The organism is Actinoallomurus sp. NBC_01490, assembly GCF_036227085.1.
GTDB lineage: Bacteria > Actinomycetota > Actinomycetes > Streptosporangiales > Streptosporangiaceae > Actinoallomurus > Actinoallomurus oryzae.
Map to the genome: position 1 here is coordinate 1,062,834 of NZ_CP109433.1, position 17,107 is coordinate 1,079,940.

26 protein-coding genes are annotated in these 17,107 nt (G+C 68.1%); all 26 read left to right on the forward strand.

Going from position 1 to position 17,107, the window contains the following annotated elements:
• Positions 1 to 342 precede the first annotated feature (342 nt).
• The 26 genes from OG417_RS05440 to rplO all read left to right on the forward strand — a co-directional run bounded on the left by OG417_RS05440 (position 343) and on the right by rplO (position 17,033).
• Positions 343 to 2,481, forward strand: coding sequence for a hypothetical protein (locus tag OG417_RS05440; RefSeq protein WP_329250632.1), 2,139 nt, complete (start codon positions 343 to 345; stop codon positions 2,479 to 2,481).
• 459 nt (positions 2,482 to 2,940) lie between these two features.
• Entirely contained in the window at positions 2,941 to 3,315 is a 375-nt protein-coding gene (rpsL, locus tag OG417_RS05445; RefSeq protein WP_019632621.1) for a 30S ribosomal protein S12, read from the forward strand.
• A 1-nt stretch (position 3,316) separates the two neighbouring features.
• Positions 3,317 to 3,787 carry a 30S ribosomal protein S7 gene (gene rpsG, locus OG417_RS05450; RefSeq protein ID WP_252780395.1) on the forward strand — a complete coding sequence of 157 codons (471 nt, stop codon included), beginning with the start codon at positions 3,317 to 3,319 and terminating at the stop codon, positions 3,785 to 3,787.
• A 36-nt stretch (positions 3,788 to 3,823) separates the two neighbouring features.
• Positions 3,824 to 5,935, forward strand: a complete 2,112-nt coding sequence (gene fusA, locus OG417_RS05455) for an elongation factor G (RefSeq protein ID WP_329250635.1) — start codon at positions 3,824 to 3,826, stop codon at positions 5,933 to 5,935.
• A gap of 79 nt (positions 5,936 to 6,014) precedes the next feature.
• Positions 6,015 to 7,208 (forward strand): elongation factor Tu, encoded by a 1,194-nt coding sequence (gene tuf / locus OG417_RS05460; protein WP_329250638.1) that lies wholly within the window; start codon positions 6,015 to 6,017, stop codon positions 7,206 to 7,208.
• 162 nt (positions 7,209 to 7,370) lie between these two features.
• Complete coding sequence (rpsJ, locus tag OG417_RS05465; RefSeq protein ID WP_141956729.1) at positions 7,371 to 7,679, forward strand: 30S ribosomal protein S10; 309 nt, start codon at positions 7,371 to 7,373, stop codon at positions 7,677 to 7,679.
• Positions 7,680 to 7,691: 12 nt separating this feature from the next.
• Entirely contained in the window at positions 7,692 to 8,339 is a 648-nt protein-coding gene (gene rplC, locus OG417_RS05470) for a 50S ribosomal protein L3 (RefSeq protein ID WP_329250640.1), read from the forward strand.
• Positions 8,340 to 8,954 (forward strand): 50S ribosomal protein L4, encoded by a 615-nt coding sequence (gene rplD, locus OG417_RS05475; protein ID WP_329250643.1) that lies wholly within the window; start codon positions 8,340 to 8,342, stop codon positions 8,952 to 8,954. It abuts the gene before it with no gap.
• The gene (gene rplW, locus OG417_RS05480) at positions 8,951 to 9,253 is read left to right on the forward strand and encodes a 50S ribosomal protein L23 (RefSeq protein WP_329250644.1); all 303 of its coding nucleotides are present in this window, start codon (positions 8,951 to 8,953) and stop codon (positions 9,251 to 9,253) included. The genes rplD and rplW overlap by 4 nt, the downstream gene beginning before the upstream one ends.
• A 128-nt stretch (positions 9,254 to 9,381) precedes the next feature.
• Positions 9,382 to 10,215, forward strand: a complete 834-nt coding sequence (gene rplB, locus OG417_RS05485; RefSeq protein ID WP_329250646.1) for a 50S ribosomal protein L2 — start codon at positions 9,382 to 9,384, stop codon at positions 10,213 to 10,215.
• An 11-nt stretch (positions 10,216 to 10,226) separates the two neighbouring features.
• Positions 10,227 to 10,508 carry a 30S ribosomal protein S19 gene (gene rpsS / locus OG417_RS05490; RefSeq protein ID WP_329250648.1) on the forward strand — a complete coding sequence of 94 codons (282 nt, stop codon included), beginning with the start codon at positions 10,227 to 10,229 and terminating at the stop codon, positions 10,506 to 10,508.
• A gap of 29 nt (positions 10,509 to 10,537) precedes the next feature.
• A complete protein-coding gene (rplV, locus tag OG417_RS05495; protein WP_329250652.1) occupies positions 10,538 to 10,933 on the forward strand; it encodes a 50S ribosomal protein L22 in 396 nt (131 codons plus the stop codon).
• Positions 10,933 to 11,775 (forward strand): 30S ribosomal protein S3, encoded by an 843-nt coding sequence (rpsC, locus tag OG417_RS05500; RefSeq protein WP_329250654.1) that lies wholly within the window; start codon positions 10,933 to 10,935, stop codon positions 11,773 to 11,775. The genes rplV and rpsC overlap by 1 nt, the downstream gene beginning before the upstream one ends.
• A 7-nt stretch (positions 11,776 to 11,782) precedes the next feature.
• On the forward strand, positions 11,783 to 12,202 hold the full coding sequence (gene rplP / locus OG417_RS05505; protein ID WP_329250657.1) for a 50S ribosomal protein L16: 420 nt from the start codon (positions 11,783 to 11,785) through the stop codon (positions 12,200 to 12,202).
• Positions 12,202 to 12,450, forward strand: coding sequence for a 50S ribosomal protein L29 (gene rpmC, locus OG417_RS05510; RefSeq protein ID WP_285582688.1), 249 nt, complete (start codon positions 12,202 to 12,204; stop codon positions 12,448 to 12,450). The genes rplP and rpmC overlap by 1 nt, the downstream gene beginning before the upstream one ends.
• Entirely contained in the window at positions 12,443 to 12,718 is a 276-nt protein-coding gene (rpsQ, locus tag OG417_RS05515; RefSeq protein WP_285582686.1) for a 30S ribosomal protein S17, read from the forward strand. The genes rpmC and rpsQ overlap by 8 nt, the downstream gene beginning before the upstream one ends.
• A gap of 110 nt (positions 12,719 to 12,828) precedes the next feature.
• Entirely contained in the window at positions 12,829 to 13,197 is a 369-nt protein-coding gene (gene rplN / locus OG417_RS05520) for a 50S ribosomal protein L14 (protein WP_141956740.1), read from the forward strand.
• Positions 13,197 to 13,511, forward strand: coding sequence for a 50S ribosomal protein L24 (gene rplX, locus OG417_RS05525; RefSeq protein WP_329250660.1), 315 nt, complete (start codon positions 13,197 to 13,199; stop codon positions 13,509 to 13,511). The genes rplN and rplX overlap by 1 nt, the downstream gene beginning before the upstream one ends.
• Positions 13,511 to 14,086 (forward strand): 50S ribosomal protein L5, encoded by a 576-nt coding sequence (rplE, locus tag OG417_RS05530; RefSeq protein ID WP_285625176.1) that lies wholly within the window; start codon positions 13,511 to 13,513, stop codon positions 14,084 to 14,086. Before rplX ends, rplE begins: the two co-directional genes overlap by 1 nt.
• A 3-nt stretch (positions 14,087 to 14,089) precedes the next feature.
• The gene (locus tag OG417_RS05535; protein WP_285582680.1) at positions 14,090 to 14,275 is read left to right on the forward strand and encodes a type Z 30S ribosomal protein S14; all 186 of its coding nucleotides are present in this window, start codon (positions 14,090 to 14,092) and stop codon (positions 14,273 to 14,275) included.
• A 126-nt stretch (positions 14,276 to 14,401) separates the two neighbouring features.
• Positions 14,402 to 14,800, forward strand: a complete 399-nt coding sequence (gene rpsH, locus OG417_RS05540; protein WP_285582679.1) for a 30S ribosomal protein S8 — start codon at positions 14,402 to 14,404, stop codon at positions 14,798 to 14,800.
• Positions 14,801 to 14,818: 18 nt separating this feature from the next.
• Positions 14,819 to 15,355 (forward strand): 50S ribosomal protein L6, encoded by a 537-nt coding sequence (rplF, locus tag OG417_RS05545; protein ID WP_329250663.1) that lies wholly within the window; start codon positions 14,819 to 14,821, stop codon positions 15,353 to 15,355.
• Between the two features lie 8 nt (positions 15,356 to 15,363).
• The gene (gene rplR / locus OG417_RS05550; protein ID WP_378205481.1) at positions 15,364 to 15,744 is read left to right on the forward strand and encodes a 50S ribosomal protein L18; all 381 of its coding nucleotides are present in this window, start codon (positions 15,364 to 15,366) and stop codon (positions 15,742 to 15,744) included.
• Between the two features lie 43 nt (positions 15,745 to 15,787).
• Entirely contained in the window at positions 15,788 to 16,399 is a 612-nt protein-coding gene (gene rpsE / locus OG417_RS05555; RefSeq protein WP_329250666.1) for a 30S ribosomal protein S5, read from the forward strand.
• Complete coding sequence (gene rpmD / locus OG417_RS05560; RefSeq protein WP_329250669.1) at positions 16,396 to 16,578, forward strand: 50S ribosomal protein L30; 183 nt, start codon at positions 16,396 to 16,398, stop codon at positions 16,576 to 16,578. Before rpsE ends, rpmD begins: the two co-directional genes overlap by 4 nt.
• A 2-nt stretch (positions 16,579 to 16,580) precedes the next feature.
• A complete protein-coding gene (gene rplO / locus OG417_RS05565) occupies positions 16,581 to 17,033 on the forward strand; it encodes a 50S ribosomal protein L15 (RefSeq protein ID WP_329250672.1) in 453 nt (150 codons plus the stop codon).
• Positions 17,034 to 17,107 lie beyond the last annotated feature (74 nt).

The following is a 17,107-nucleotide window of genomic DNA, read 5'->3' on the forward strand; positions in this document are numbered from 1 at the left end:
GTGCGATCGGATTCGCGGTTCCGGTCTCCAAGTTTCGGCCACCGGCCGCGTCCGCGCGATCGATACGGGGGCGTTCGTCCTTTGTTCGGATGACTCCTGCCGTCCGGGGCGATGCGGCCGCCCGCGGGCCTTCTCGGCGGGGTGTCTTTTCAGAGGTCAGACGGCGTGATTTGCGATTAGGCCGGTCATCACGGCAGGCTGGGGCGAAGGGTATACCGGCGGAGATTACCGTCGGCTTGTGGTCGATGACTCGGAGGTCCCCATGCGCCACGTGCCTTCGAGTGAAGTCATGCACTGCGGGCGGCACACCGCCGGCGGCATCGGCGCTGAAGGAGCCCGACGATGACCGAGCAGAACGGTGGCCAGGGATCCCACTGGCCGCTGCCTGACGAGCAGTCCCCCAAGCCCGAGGCATCCGGCGACAGACGCGACGAGGCACCGGCCGGCCAGGACGCCACCCCGGGCACGTCATCCACGCCGTCGCAGGACGCGGAGAGCGTCTCCCCGGTCGCCGACGTTCCGCAGGACGTCCTCGAGTCGGGCCGCACCGTGGTCTTCGGCCAGCACCGGCGGCCGGCCAAGCCGGAGGCATCATCCGACCCCGGCACGCCCGTCGCGGGCGGTGAGAGCAGCGGGTCGGGCGAGTCGGCGCCGCCGCCGTTCGGCCAGCCGGGTGGGTACCCCGAGCCGGGCACCCCGCCGCCGTTCGCCGCGCCGGGCGAGCAGGGACCGCCCGCGTACGGCGGCCAGCAGCCCTACGGCGCCCCGCCGTCCTATCCGCAGCCGCAGCAGCCGTACGGTCAGCAGCCGTACGGCCAGCCGAGCCAGCCCGGCCAACCGGGCCAGCCGGGACAGCCGGGACAGCCTTCCTACGACCAGCCGCCGACGTACGGCCAGCAGCCCTACGGGCAGCAGCAGTCTCCGTACGGTCAGCCCTCCTACGGGCAGCCGGGCGACCAGCCCGCGTCTCCGTACGGTCAGCAGCCCGGCGCGCCGTACGGGCAGCCTCCGGACTCCGCAGGCGGGACGCTGTCCGGCCCGCCACCGTACGGATCGGAGTCCTACGGGCAGGCAGGCGACCAGGGCGGCCAGGCGTACGGCCAGCAGCAGTCTCCGTACGGTCAGCAGCCGCCGTACGGCCAGCAGCAGCCCTACGGCCAGCCCGGCCAGCCCGCGTACGGCGGCCAGCCCTACGGGGAGCAGGGCCCGTACGGACAGCCCGGTTACCCCGCGCCGTACGGCGGGCCGTACGGCCAGCCGGGACAGCCCGGTCAGCCGGGACAGCCGGGACAGCCGGGACAGTTCGGCGGCCAGCCGGGCGCACCCGCGTACGGCGACAAGCCCGCCGAGGACGACACGGCCGAGCGCACCACGGTCTCGCCGCCGAGCCCGGGAGAGTCCGACTCCCCGCCGAGCGAGGGCCTTATCGGTGCGCCCGCCACGACGGCGTTCTCCCCGAGCCAGGAGACCGGCTCCGAACCGCAGCCTCCATCCTCGTTCGGCGGCACTCCGCTGGGTGAGGACGAGGGCTCCAAGCCGCCCTCCACGATGCTGGACACGCCGCTGTCGCAGGGCTTGGGAACGGGCGAGCACCCCACGCCGTCCGGCGACGTTCCCGCGTACGGTTCGTCCCCGGTCGAGGACGTCGTGCCCGGCTTCGGGCCGTCGCAGGACCACGGGGCCGGCGAACCGCAGGACGACCACGACGAGCAGGGCGGAGCCGAGCGCACCATGCTGGTGCCGCCGCCGGACTCGGGCGCCGAGACCCCGGGTCACTCCGGCCAGGACGTGCCGGCGTACGGCCGCCCCGACCCGGGCGCCGCGTCCGGTGGCGAGAAGACGACCGCCTTCGGGCAGACCTCACCCGCGTCGTCGCCGTACGAGCCGTCGTCCCCGTACGAGCCCTCATCGCCGTATGACTCGTCGCCGTACGCGCCCCCGCCGCCGGGCGGAGAGCAGGGCTCGTCCTGGGCGGCGCCCGGCGGCGAACAGCAGGGCGGCTTCCCGCAGTACGGCCAGCAGAACCAGCCGGGCCAGGACACGTCCGGCCCGCAGTCCTTCGGCGACCAGAGCCAGCAGGGCCAGCCGCAGCAGGGCTACGGCCAGGCCGCCTACGGTCAACAGCAGTACGGCCAGCAGGGCTACGGCCAGCAACAGGGCTACGGTCAGCAGCCGTACGGCGGGCAGCAGGGCCAGTCGCAGGAGGGCCAGTCCCAGCAGGCCTACGGGCAGCAGGGGCAGTCTCAGCAGGGCCAGTCCCAGCAGGCCTACGGCCAGCAGGGCTACGGGCAGGGTTACGGCCAGCAGCAGTACGGTCAGCAGCCGTACGGCCAGGTCGCCCAGGGCGGCGGCTACCCGGGCTACGGCCAGTCGCAGTCGCCCGCCTCCGACGGCGCGTCCAAGCAGAAGCTGTGGATCGCGCTCGGTGCCGGTGCGGTGGTGCTGGTCATCCTGCTCATCATCTTGTTCGTGGTGCTCTGACGCACACCGGAGCGCCGTCTTCCCAAACCCCGGATGACTGAGACAGAATGCCGACGGGAACAAACCGTCGGCATTCTCTCGTTGTATCGACGTCTCACCGCGCCACGCCGATGTGGTAGGGCACTTGTTTTGACCCATGCGCGGGTGTTGGGTAGTCTCTCCCTTCGTGCCCGCGGTTCGCGGGTCCAACGTGCGTGCACACCGATCTCGGTGCCTCACCGTAGCGATCATCGCCTGGTGACCGGCCTGAAGTCAGCGTGCGGCGCGGATTCGACTCCCTGAGTTCACCTGGCCCCTCCGGGCTGGGTGCAGGAGGGTGTGTGCGACACGCCCGACCACGGGGGTCGGAGGCAAAAGCAAAACGGCAGGTCGTTCCCGCTCGTCGGGTCGCGACCGGCCGGCCGCGCGAGAGCACGGCAAACCCAGCAAACGGCTTGGTACGAGGAAGACGGAGACGCGGTGCCCACGATCCAGCAGCTGGTCCGCAAGGGCCGCCAGGACAAGGTGACCAAGAACAAGACGCCGGCGCTCAAGGGAAGCCCGCAGCGCCGCGGCGTCTGCACGCGCGTCTACACGACGACGCCCAAGAAGCCCAACTCCGCGCTGCGCAAGGTCGCCCGTGTCCGGCTGACGAGCGGGATCGAGGTCACGGCCTACATCCCCGGCGTCGGGCACAACCTGCAGGAGCACTCGATCGTGCTCGTGCGCGGCGGCCGTGTGAAGGACCTCCCGGGTGTGCGGTACAAGATCATCCGCGGGTCGCTCGACACCCAGGGTGTTCGGAACCGGAAGCAGGCTCGCAGCCGCTACGGCGCGAAGAAGGAGAAGAGCTGAGATGCCTCGCAAGGGCCCCGCAGGCAAGCGCCAGCTGATCGCTGACCCGGTGTACAACTCGCCGCTGGTCACCTCGCTGGTCAACAAGGTCCTGCTCGACGGCAAGCGGTCGATCGCTCAGAGCATCGTGTACGACGCCCTGGAGGGCTGCCGCGAGAAGACCGGCAACGACCCGGTCGTGACGCTCAAGCGCGCGCTGGACAACGTCAAGCCGACCCTCGAGGTCCGCAGCCGGCGTGTCGGTGGCGCCACCTACCAGGTGCCCGTCGAGGTGCGCCCGGCGCGCAGCACCACCCTCGCGCTCCGCTGGCTCGTGCTGTACGCCCGTCAGCGGCGTGAGAAGACCATGACCGAGCGGCTGATGAACGAGCTGCTCGACGCGAGCAACGGCCTCGGCGCGAGCGTGAAGAAGCGCGAGGACACGCACAAGATGGCGGAGTCCAACAAGGCCTTCGCCCATTACCGCTGGTAATCCAGCACCACGTACGAGACTAACGAGGGCGCGAAAGTGGCTACTAAGACCGGCGTAGACCTGGCCAAGGTCCGAAACATCGGGATCATGGCCCACATCGACGCGGGTAAGACCACAACCACCGAGCGGATCCTGTACTACACCGGCGTCAACTACAAGATCGGTGAGGTCCATGAGGGCGCAGCCACCATGGACTGGATGGAACAGGAGCAGGAGCGCGGCATCACGATCACGTCCGCCGCGACGACCTGCCACTGGACGGTTGACGACGTCGATCACACCATCAACATCATCGACACGCCCGGGCACGTCGACTTCACCGTCGAGGTGGAGCGTTCACTGCGCGTCCTCGACGGCGCGGTCGCGGTGTTCGACGGTGTGGCCGGTGTCGAGCCGCAGTCCGAGACGGTGTGGCGCCAGGCCGACCGTTACAACGTGCCGCGGATCTGCTTCGTCAACAAGCTCGACCGCGTCGGCGCGGAGTTCCACCGCTGCGTCGACATGATCGTCGACCGGCTCAACGCCACGCCGTTGGTGCTGCAGATCCCGATCGGCGCCGAGGCCGACTTCAAGGGCGTCGTCGACCTGGTCCGCATGAAGGCGCTCGTGTGGAGCGCCGAGGCGGCCAAGGGCGAGATGTACGACGTCATCGAGATCCCCGACACGCACGCGGACGCCGCCCGCGAGTGGCACGACAAGCTGGTCGAGACGCTGGCCGAGGCCGACGACGAGATCATGGAGCTCTACCTCGAGGGCAACGAGCCCACGACGGCGCAGCTCATTCCGGCGATCCGCCGGGCCACGATCGCCGGCGCGCTGACCCCGGTCACCTGTGGCACCGCCTTCAAGAACAAGGGCGTCCAGCCGCTGCTCGACGCGATCGTCAACTACCTTCCCTCGCCGCTCGACGTCGAGGCCATCCAGGGTCACGACTACCGCGACGAAGAGAAGGCCATCGAGCGCAAGCCGAGCGAGGACGAGCCGTTCGCTGCGCTGGCGTTCAAGATCATGAGCGACCCGCACCTGGGCAAGCTGACCTTCATCCGCGTCTACTCGGGCGTGCTGGAGGCCGGCAGCTCGGTCCTGAACAGCGTGAAGGACCGCAAGGAGCGCGTCGGCAAGATCTACCGCATGCACGCGAACAAGCGTGAGGAGATCGACCGCGTGGGCGCGGGCGACATCGTCGCGGTGATGGGTCTCAAGCAGACCACCACCGGCGAGACGCTCTCCGACGACAAGAACCCGGTGATCCTGGAGTCGATGAGCTTCCCGGCGCCGGTCATCAACGTCGCCATCGAGCCCAAGACCAAGGCCGACCAGCAGAAGCTGGGCACCGCGATCCAGCGGCTCGCCGAGGAGGACCCGTCCTTCCAGGTGCGGACCGACGAGGAGACCGGGCAGACCATCATCTCCGGCATGGGCGAGCTGCACCTCGAGGTGCTGGTCGACCGCATGAAGCGCGAGTTCAAGGTCGAGGCCAACGTCGGCCGGCCGCAGGTGGCGTACCGCGAGACCATCCGCCGCAAGGTGGAGAAGGTCGAGTACACCCACAAGAAGCAGACGGGCGGTTCCGGCCAGTTCGGCCGCGTCATCATCGACGTCGAGCCGCTCGGCGGCGGCAGCGATGGCTACGAGTTCGAGAACAAGGTCACCGGTGGCCGCATCCCGCGGGAGTACATCCCGTCGGTGGACGCGGGTTGCCAGGAGGCGGCCGAGTTCGGTGTGCTCGCCGGATACCCGCTGGTCGGTGTCAAGGTCACGCTCCAGGACGGCGCCTACCACGACGTCGACTCCTCCGAGCTGGCCTTCAAGATCGCCGGTTCCATGGCGTTCAAGGAGGCGGCCCGCAAGGCCGACCCCGCGCTGCTGGAGCCGATGATGGCCGTCGAGGTCACCACTCCTGAGGACTACATGGGTGACGTCATCGGCGACCTGAACGGCCGCCGTGGCCAGATTCAGGAGATGGGCGAGCGTAGCGGGGTCAAGGTCATCAAGGCCGTCGTGCCGCTGTCCGAGATGTTCGGATACGTCGGTGACCTGCGCAGCAAGACCCAGGGGCGCGCCGTCTTCACCATGCAGTTCGACTCCTACGCTGAGGTTCCGACGAACGTCGCGCAGGAGATCATCGCCAAGGCGCGCGGCGAATAACGCGTCGCGGCACAAGACCAACCACTGAAGCTACAGACGGTCGCGAAAGACGGCCGAGGATCGCAACAAGGAGACACCGGTGGCCAAGGCCAAGTTCGAGCGGACGAAGCCGCACGTAAACATCGGCACCATTGGGCACATCGACCATGGTAAGACCACGCTTACCGCGGCGATTACCAAGGTGCTCCACGACAAGCACCCCGACCTGAACCCCTTCACGCCGTTCGACGAGATCGACAAGGCGCCGGAGGAGCGGGAGCGGGGCATCACGATCTCGATCGCTCACGTCGAGTACCAGACCGAGAAGCGTCACTACGCCCACGTCGACTGCCCGGGCCACGCCGACTACATCAAGAACATGATCACCGGCGCTGCCCAGATGGACGGTGCGATCCTGGTCGTGGCGGCGACCGACGGTCCGATGCCGCAGACCAAGGAGCACGTGCTCCTGGCCCGTCAGGTCGGCGTCCCGTACATCGTCGTGGCGCTCAACAAGGCCGACATGGTCGACGACGAGGAGATCCTCGAGCTCGTCGAGCTGGAGGTCCGCGAGCTGCTGTCGGAGTACGAGTTCCCGGGCGACGACGTCCCGGTGATCCGTGTCTCCGCGCTCAAGGCCCTCGAGGGTGACGCCGAGTGGGGCGAGAAGATCGTCGAGCTCATGGACGCCTGCGACGAGAACATCCCCGAGCCGCAGCGTGAGACGGACAAGCCGTTCCTCATGCCGATCGAGGACGTCTTCTCGATCACCGGCCGCGGCACGGTCGTCACCGGCCGCATCGAGCGTGGTGTCGTCAACGTCAACGAGACCGTCGACATCATCGGCATCAAGGACACCGCCACCACGACCACGGTCACCGGTGTCGAGATGTTCCGCAAGCTCCTCGACCAGGGCCAGGCGGGCGACAACGTCGGCCTGCTCCTGCGCGGCATCAAGCGCGAAGAGGTCGAGCGCGGTCAGTGTGTCATCAAGCCGGGCACCAACACCCCGCACACCGAGTTCGAGGCGCAGGTCTACATCCTGTCCAAGGACGAGGGTGGCCGCCACACGCCGTTCTTCAACAACTACCGTCCGCAGTTCTACTTCCGGACCACGGACGTGACCGGCGTCGTGCACCTGCCCGAGGGCACCGAGATGGTCATGCCGGGCGACAACACCGAGATGCGTGTCGAGCTCATCCAGCCCATCGCGATGGAGGAAGGCCTCAAGTTCGCGATCCGCGAGGGTGGCCGTACCGTCGGTGCGGGCCGTGTGACCAAGATCATCAAGTAGTACCCGCGGCGCGGCGGTCGGGGCTCCTGGAGACAGGCCCGGCCGCCGCACCACGACTCCCGACGGTTTCGATCTGAGGGAGATCTCCGTGGGGGACGCGCGAGCGGTCTCCACGGTCTGTAACCCAGCGGCACCTAGGAAGCAAAGGACACCGAGGCCACCATGGCGGGACAGAAGATCCGCATCCGGCTCAAGGCCTACGACCACGAGGTCATCGACACTTCGGCGCGCAAGATCGTCGAGACGGTGACGCGCACGGGCGCGAAGGTCGCCGGCCCGGTGCCGCTGCCGACCGAGAAGAACGTGTACTGCGTCATCCGCTCGCCGCACAAGTACAAGGACAGTCGCGAGCACTTCGAGATGCGCACGCACAAGCGCCTGATCGACATCATCGATCCGACGCCCAAGACGGTCGACTCGCTCATGCGGCTCGACCTTCCGGCCGGCGTCGACATCGAGATCAAGCTCTAAGGGCATCCAGAGATGAGCAAGCAGAGAAAGGGCGTTCTGGGCGAGAAGCTCGGTATGACCCAGGTCTTCGACGATGAGGGCCGGATCGTTCCGGTAACCGTCGTCCAGGCTGGGCCGTGCGTCGTCACCCGAGTGCGCACGCCGGAATCCGACGGTTACTCCGCCGTCCAGATCGGCTACGGCCAGATCGACCCGCGCAAGGTCAACAAGCCGATGACCGGCCACTACGAGAAGGCCGGCGTGACGCCGCGCCGTCACCTCGTGGAGCTGCGCACGGACGACGCCGCCGAGTACGAGCTCGGCCAGGAGATCACCGTCGAGGTCTTCGAGGCCGGACAGCGGATCGACGTCACCGGCCGGAGCAAGGGCAAGGGCACCGCGGGTGTCATGAAGCGCCACGGGTTCAAGGGCCTCGGCGCCTCGCACGGCACCCAGCGCAAGCACCGCTCGCCCGGCTCGATCGGTGGCTGCGCCACGCCGGGCCGTGTGTTCAAGGGCCTGCGCATGGCCGGACGGCACGGCAACGCCCGTACGACCGTGCAGAACCTCACCGTGCACTCCATCGACGCCGACAAGGGGCTGCTCCTCATCAAGGGCGCGGTCCCCGGACCGAACGGCGGCCTCGTCCTGGTGCGCAGCGCCGCGAAGGGGGCGAACTAAATGGCCACGAAGCTGGACATCGAGCTCGCTCCGGAGATCTTCGACGCGAAGGTCAATGTGCCGCTGATCCACCAGGTCGTCGTGGCGCAGCTCGCCGCGGCGCGGCAGGGCACGCACAAGACCAAGACTCGCGGTGAGGTCTCCGGTGGCGGCAAGAAGCCGTACCGGCAGAAGGGCACCGGCCGCGCCCGTCAGGGCTCGACCCGCGCCCCGCAGTTCGCCGGCGGTGGCACCGTCCACGGCCCGCAGCCGCGCTCGTACGCGCAGAAGACGCCGAAGAAGATGAAGGCCGCCGCGCTGCGCGGCGCGCTGTCGGACCGCGCTCGCTACGGCCGCGTGCACGTGGTGTCGGGTCTGGTCGAGGGCGAGACGCCCAAGACCAAGGCCGCGCTCTCCTCGCTGCGTTCGGTGACCGAGGCGGCCAAGGTGCTGGTGGTCCTCGACCGCGAGGACGACCTGACCTGGCTGAGCCTGCGCAACGTGCCCGAGGTGCACGTGCTCATGGCCGACCAGCTCAACACCTACGACGTGCTCTGCAACGACGACATCGTCTTCACCGAGCCCGCGTACCAGGCCTTCGTGGACCACGCCAGTGGGAAGGAGAAGGCCAAGTGAGCAGGATCGCCGACCCGCGCGACATCCTCATCGCGCCCGTGATCTCTGAGAAGAGCTACGGGCTGCTCGACGAGGGCAAGTACACGTTCGAGGTTCGCCCGGACGCCAACAAGACCCAGATCCGGCAGGCCGTCGAGGCCGTCTTCGGGGTCAAGGTGACCGGCGTGAACACCATCAACCGGCAGGGCAAGCGCAAGCGCACCCGGTTCGGTTACGGCAAGCGCAAGGACACCAAGCGGGCCATCGTGAGCCTGGCCGAGGGTGAGCGGATCGAAATCTTCGGAGGCTCGATCTCATGACCCTCTCCTCCGCGGCGCACCGCTCCTGCGAGGGAGCGCACGCGCGCGACCTCCGGACGCCGGGCACCGCGGAGGGCCGGTCCGGATCGGTTCACCGTCCGAAGACAGACAAGGGATGAACGAAAAAGATGGGCATCCGTAAGTACAAGCCGACGACCCCCGGTCGCCGCGGTTCGAGTGTGGCCGACTTCGTCGAGGTCACCCGGGCCGAGCCGGAGAAGTCGCTGGTGCGTCCGCTCCCCAAGAAGGGCGGCCGTAACGTCCACGGCCGCATCACCACGCGGCACCAGGGCGGCGGGCACAAGCGGGCGTACCGGGTCATCGACTTCCGGCGCGCCGACAAGGACGGTGTGCCGGCGAAGGTCGCGCACATCGAGTACGACCCGAACCGCACCGCGCGCATCGCGCTGCTGCACTACGCCGACGGGGAGAAGCGCTACATCCTCTGCCCGACCGGTGTGAAGCAGGGCGACCGCGTCGAGAACGGTCCGTCCGCCGACATCAAGCCGGGCAACTGCCTGCCGCTGCGCAACGTCCCGACCGGTACGGTCGTGCACGCCATCGAGCTGCGCCCCGGCGGCGGCGCGAAGCTGGCCCGCTCGGCCGGCTCCGGCGCCCAGCTGCTGGCCAAGGAGGGCAAGTACGCCACGCTGCGCATGCCCTCGGGCGAAATGCGGATGGTGGACCTGCGCTGCCGCGCCACGGTCGGTGAGGTGGGCAACTCCGAGCAGTCCAACATCAACTGGGGCAAGGCCGGCCGCATGCGGTGGAAGGGCAAGCGCCCGACCGTCCGCGGCGTCGCGATGAACCCGATCGACCACCCGCACGGTGGTGGTGAGGGCAAGACCTCCGGTGGTCGCCACCCCTCCAGCCCGTGGGGCCAGCCAGAGGGTCGCACCCGGAGGGCGAACAAGCCGTCCGACCGGCTCATCGTCCGTCGTCGCAGCAAGAAGAAGCGGTAGGAGCCGAAGCCATGCCACGTAGCCTTAAAAAGGGTCCCTTCGTCGACGACCACCTGATCAAGAAGGTGGACGTGCAGAACGAGAAGGGCACCAAGAACGTCATCAAGACGTGGTCGCGTCGCTCCATGATCGTGCCCGACATGCTCGGTCACACGATCGCCGTGCACGACGGCCGCAAGCACGTTCCCGTATTCATCACCGAGGCCATGATCGGTCACAAGCTCGGGGAGTTCGCCCCGACGCGGACCTTCAAGGGCCACGTCAAGGAAGACCGCCGCAGCCGGCGGGGCTGACAAGAAGTATCGAGAGCGAGGAAACAGCGATGGAAGCCAGGGCCCAGGCGCGGTACGCCCGCGTCACGCCCAGAAAGGCCCGCCGCGTGGTGGACCTCATCCGCGGCATGCAGGCCGCGGAGGCTCAGGCGGTGCTGAAGTTCGCCCCTCAGGCTGCGAGCGAGCCGGTGTACAAGGTGCTCTCGAGCGCCATCGCCAACGCCGAGCACAACCAGAAGCTCGACGCCGACACGCTCTTCGTGAGCCGGGCGTGGGTGGACGAGGGACCGACGTTGAAGCGCTACCGCCCGCGTTCGATGGGCCGTGCGTACCGCATCAACAAGCGGACCAGCCACATCACGGTCGTGGTCGAGTCGCGTCCCGAGGGTGACAAGGGCGGCAAGCGTTCGGGCAACGGCCGCAAGCAGACGAGGAGGACCCGCTAGTGGGGCAGAAGGTCAACCCGCACGGGTTCCGACTGGGCATCACCACCGACTTCAAGAGCCGGTGGTACGCCGACAAGCTGTACAAGGACTACGTCAAGGAAGACGTGTCGATCCGCCGGATGCTGACCCGCGGCATGGACCGCGCCGGCATCTCCAAGGTGGAGATCGAGCGCACCCGTGACCGCGTCCGCGTCGACATCCACACCGCGCGTCCGGGCATCGTGATCGGCCGCCGGGGTGCCGAGGCCGACCGCATCCGCGGCGACCTGGAGAAGCTGACCGGCAAGCAGGTCCAGCTCAACATCCTCGAGGTCAAGAACCCCGAGATCGACGCGCAGCTCGTCGCGCAGGGCGTCGCCGAGCAGCTGTCCAGCCGAGTCGCGTTCCGCCGTGCCATGCGTAAGGCGATCCAGAGCGCCATGAAGAGCGGCGCCAAGGGGATCAAGGTGCAGTGCGGCGGCCGCCTGGGCGGTGCCGAGATGTCCCGCTCGGAGTTCTACCGCGAGGGCCAGGTGCCCCTGCACACGCTCCGCGCCGACATCGACTACGGCTTCTATGAGGCCCGTACGACCTTCGGCCGCATCGGCGTGAAGGTCTGGATCTACAAGGGCGAGGCGCCGACGAGCCGCGCCGAGCGCGAGGCGCAGGCCGCGAAGGAGCGCGCCGCCGGTGGCGGCGGCCGTCGCGAGCGGCCGCAGCGTCGTGGTGGCGGCCGTGGTGGCCGCGGCGGAGACCGTGGCGGCGACCGTGGCGGCCGGCAGCAGCAGGCCGCGACGAGCGCGCCCGCCGAGCAGCAGGCGACTGAGACGGCGGCGCCGTCCAGCGCGGGTGAGGGGAGCTGAATTACCAATGCTGATCCCTCGCAGGGTCAAGCACCGCAAGCAGCACCACCCGAAGCGACGGGGCATGGCCAAGGGCGGCACGAAGGTCGTCTTCGGTGAGTTCGGCATCCAGGCCGTCGAGGGCGCGTACGTGACCAACCGGCAGATCGAGGCCGCACGTATCGCCATGACCCGGCACATCAAGCGTGGCGGAAAGGTGTGGATCAACATCTACCCCGACCGTCCGCTGACCAAGAAGCCCGCCGAGACCCGCATGGGTTCCGGTAAGGGCTCGCCGGAGTGGTGGGTCGCGAACGTCAAGCCGGGCCGGGTCATGTTCGAGCTCGCCGGTGTCCCGGAGCCGCTGGCTCGCGAGGCCCTCCGCCGAGCGATGCACAAGCTCCCGATGAAGTGCAAGTTCGTCAAGCGCGAAGTGGGTGAGGCGTGATGGCTCAGGGCCTTACCGCCGAAGATCTGCGGTCCCAGCCGGAGGCCGAGCTGGTCACCAAGCTGAAGGAGGCCAAGGAGGAGCTGTTCAACCTCCGCTTCCAGGCGGCGACGGGCCAGCTTGAGACCCACGGTCGGCTGCGCGAAGTGAAGCGGGAGATCGCCCGCATTTACACCGTGATGCGGGAGCGGGAGCTCGGCATCGTCGTGTTCGCCGAGGAGCCCGTGGAGGAGTCCACCGATGAGTGACGAGAAGACGCAGCAGACGCGGAGCTACCGCAAGATCCGCGAGGGTCTCGTGGTCAGCGACAAGATGGACAAGACCGTTGTGGTCGCCGTCGAGGACCGCGTCAAGCACGCCCTGTACGGCAAGATCATCCGCCGTACGACGAAGTACAAGGCGCACGACGAGTCCAACGCGTGTGGCGTGGGCGACCGGGTCCGGCTGATGGAGACCCGCCCGCTGTCGGCCACGAAGCGTTGGCGTGTCGTGGAGATCCTTGAGAAGGCCAAGTAAGGGGTTCCGCCCCCGAGGTGGTCCCCGGTGAATGGCAGTCGCCGCCGAGCGACTGAAGGATCGAATCCGCCAGGCTCGAAAGAGAACCGGCGAGAATAACAGGAGTTGACGTGATCCAGCAGGAGTCGCGACTCAAGGTCGCCGACAACACGGGTGCCAAGGAGATCCTTTGCATCCGGGTTCTCGGTGGCTCGGGTCGGCGCTATGCGGGCATCGGCGACATCATCGTCGCGACCGTGAAGGACGCCCTTCCCGGTGCCGGCGTGAAGAAGGGTGATGTCGTTAAGGCCGTCGTCGTGCGCACCCGCAAGGAGCGCCGCCGTCCCGACGGCTCCTACATCCGCTTCGACGAGAACGCGGCTGTGCTCATCAGGGACGGCGGAGACCCGCGCGGTACGCGTATCTTCGGGCCGGTCGGCCGGGAGCTGCGCGACAAGAGGTTCATGCGCATCATCTCGCTCGCGCCGGAGGTGCTCTGATGAAGATCAAGAAGGGTGATGACGTCATCGTCATCGCCGGCAAGGACAAGGGCGCGACCGGCAAGGTCATCGCCGCCGACCCGAATCGCGAGCGCGTGATCGTCGAGGGCGTCAACCTGGTTAAGCGTCACACCAAGGAGACCAACCAGGGACCGCGCGGCGCCAAGGACGGCGGGGTCGTCACCAAGGAGGCCTCGATCCACGTCAGCAACGTGGCGCTGGTCGAGGACGGCAAGCCCACCCGCGTCGGTTACCGATTCGACGAAGACGGCACGAAGGTTCGCATCTCGCGCCGTACCGGTAAGGACATCTGATGACCGCCGACACGACCACCCAGGAGACCGTGCAGCCGCGGCTCAAGCAGCGCTACCGCGACGAGATCGCCAAGGCGATGCGCGACGAGTTCGGCTACGCGAACGTCATGCAGATCCCCGGGTTGACCAAGATCAAGGTCAACATGGGCGTCGGTGACGCCGCCCGCGACTCGAAGGTCATCGAGGGCGCGGTGCGCGACCTGACGACCATCACCGGGCAGAAGCCGGCCGTGGCCCGTGCGAAGAAGTCGATCGCGCAGTTCAAGCTGCGCGAGGGTATGCCGATCGGCGCTCACGTCACGCTCCGCGGTGACCGTATGTGGGAGTTCCTCGACCGGCTGCTGTCGCTGGCCCTGCCGCGCATCCGTGACTTCCGTGGCCTGTCGCCGAAGCACTTCGACGGCAACGGCAACTACACCTTCGGGCTCACCGAGCAGGTGATGTTCCACGAGATCGACCCGGACAAGGTCGACCGGCAGCGCGGTATGGACATCACGATCGTGACCACCGCCAAGACCGACGAGGAGGGTCGGGCGCTTCTTCGGCACCTGGGCTTCCCCTTCAAGGAGAACTGACAGATGGCGAAGAAGGCTCTGATCGCCAAGGCGAACCGGAAGCCCAAGCACTCGGTGCGCGCCTACACTCGGTGCTCGCGCTGTGGGCGTCCGCGCGCGGTCTTCCGCAAGTTCGGCCTGTGCCGGATCTGCTTCCGGGAGATGGCGCACCGCGGCGAGCTGCCCGGCATCACCAAGTCCAGCTGGTAAGCCGGACTGCATTCAAGACAACAGGCGATAATGACCAACCGGGTGCCTGAGCAAGGCACCCACGACCACGTCGAAGGTCCGCGCGGACGATGCGTGGAAACCGCGGCGAGGAGGGCCCAGTAGGCCATGACGATGACCGACCCGATCGCAGACATGCTGACACGTCTGCGGAACGCGAATTCGGCGTACCACGACACCGTGGCGATGCCGTACTCGAAGATCAAGGCGCACATCGCCGAGATCCTCCAGCAGGAGGGCTACATCTCGGGGTGGAGCGTCGAGGACGCCGAGGTCGGCAAGAAGCTGGTGGTCGACCTCAAGTTCGGCCCGAGCCGTGAGCGTTCGATCGCCGGGCTCAAGCGGGTTTCCAAGCCGGGCCTGCGGGTCTACGCGAAGAAGGACAACCTGCCCAAGGTCCTCGGTGGTCTCGGCGTCGCGATCATCTCGACGTCCTCGGGCCTGATGACCGACCGGCAGGCCGGCAAGAGCGGTGTGGGCGGGGAAGTCCTCGCCTACGTCTGGTAAGAGGGGAGGGAAAACAGCATGTCGCGCATTGGACGTCTGCCCATCCCCGTCCCCAGCGGCGTCGACATCAAGGTCGACGGCCAGGACGTCACGGTCAAGGGCCCCAAGGGCGAGCTCAAGCACAAGGTTGCCCGGCCGATCGAGGTCGTCCAGGAGGACGGTCAGATCAAGGTCGGTCGCCCCAGCGACGAGGGACCGGTCCGTGCCCTGCACGGCCTGACCCGGACGCTGATCCACAACATGGTCATCGGCGTGACCGAGGGCTACAGCAAGACGCTGGAGATCGTCGGCGTCGGTTACCGCGTTCAGGCCAAGGGCAGCAACCTCGAGTTCTCCCTCGGCTTCAGCCACCCGATCACGGTGGAGCCGCCGGCCGGCATCACCTTCCGTGTCGAGCGGCCGACCCAGTTCGTGGTCGAGGGCATCGACAAGCAGAAGGTCGGCGAGGTCGCCGCGAACATCCGCAAGCTGCGCAAGCCGGACCCGTACAAGGGCAAGGGCGTGCGCTACCAAGGCGAGCAGATCCGCCGCAAGGTCGGAAAGGCTGGTAAGTAGTCGTGCCTGTGAGCAAGACCCAGGTCCGCAAGCGGACCTCGGCGCGCGCGGCGTCCCGGGCCCGTCGGCACCTGCGCGTCCGCAAGAAGATCCAGGGCAGCGCCGAGCGGCCGCGGCTGGTCGTGACCAAGTCGGCGAAGCACATGTCCGCGCAGATCATCGACGACATCGCCGGCCACACGCTGGTGTCCGCGTCGACGCTCGACTCCACGCTCCGTACGAGCGAGGGCGACAAGACGGCCAAGGCGCGCAAGGTCGGCGAACTGCTGGCGGAGCGGGCCAAGGAGGCCGGCATCGGCGCCGTCGTCTTCGACCGCGCCGGGCACCGGTACCACGGTCGCATCGCGGCTCTGGCCGACGGTGCCCGCGAGGGTGGGCTGGAGCTCTGATGGCCCGCTCACTGCAACCGACGGACGAGAAGAGGAACCACTAATGGCAGCACCACGTCGTGGCGGCGGCGAGCGGCGCGACCGGCGTGATGATCGCCGGGGTGGCGCCGACAAGGGCCAGTCGTACATCGAGCGTGTCGTAGCGATCAACCGCGTCGCCAAGGTCGTCAAGGGCGGCCGGCGCTTCAGCTTCACCGCGCTGGTCGTGGTGGGCGACGGCAACGGCACCGTGGGTGTCGGCTACGGCAAGGCCAAGGAGGTGCCCGCGGCGATCGCCAAGGGTGTCGAGGAGGCCAAGAAGCACTTCTTCAAGGTGCCGCGGATCCAGGGCACCATCCCGCACACCAGCCAGGGCGAGGAGGCGGCGGGCGTCGTCCTGCTGAAGCCGGCCAGCCCCGGTACCGGTGTCATCGCGGGTGGCCCGGTCCGCGCCGTGCTGGAGTGCGCGGGCATCCACGACGTCCTGTCCAAGTCGCTGGGCTCGTCCAACGCCATCAACATCGTCCACGCGACGGTGGCGGCGCTGAAGCAGCTCAGCCGGCCGGAGGAGATCGCGGCCAAGCGCGGCCTGCCGATCGAGGACGTCGCCCCCGCCGCCATGCTGAAGGCCCGTGCCGCCGGCACCGAGGCCCGGCAGGAGGTCGCGGCGTCATGAGTAACCTGAAGATCACGCAGGTCAAGTCGCGGATCGGTGGCAAGCAGTACCAGCGCGACACCCTGCGCACCCTCGGGCTCAAGCGGATCGGCCAGAGCGTCGTCCGCGAGGACCGCCCCGAGGTGCTCGGGATGATCCAGACCGTGCGCCATCTGGTCACGGTCGAGGAGGTTGACTGATCATGGGAGCCGAGACTCCGCTGCGGCCGCACCACCTGCGGCCCGCTCCGGGTGCTCACAAGGCCAAGACCCGTAAGGGCCGTGGCGAGGCGTCCAAGGGCAAGACCGCCGGGCGCGGCACCAAGGGCACCAAGGCCCGCAGCACGGTGCCGGCCGGGTTCGAGGGCGGCCAGATGCCCCTGATCCGGCGGGTGCCGAAGCTCAAGGGCTTCAAGAACCCGTTCCGTGTCGAATACCAGGTCGTCAACCTGGGCCGGCTCGCCGAGCTCTACCCTGAGGGTGGAGAGGTGACGCCCGACGACCTCGCCGCCAAGGGCGCGGTGCGCTCGGGCCGTCCGGTAAAGATTCTTGGTACTGGTGACATCTCTGTAACGGTGCAGGTCAAGGCTCACGCCTTTTCCGGCTCCGCCAAGGAAAAGATCACAGGTGCCGGGGGCACCGCCGAAACACTGTGAGACCAAGCCCTTGTGGGAATCGCCCCCGCCGAGGCCCGGCGGGGGCGTCAGCCCATGCAAGGGCTGTTAGAGTG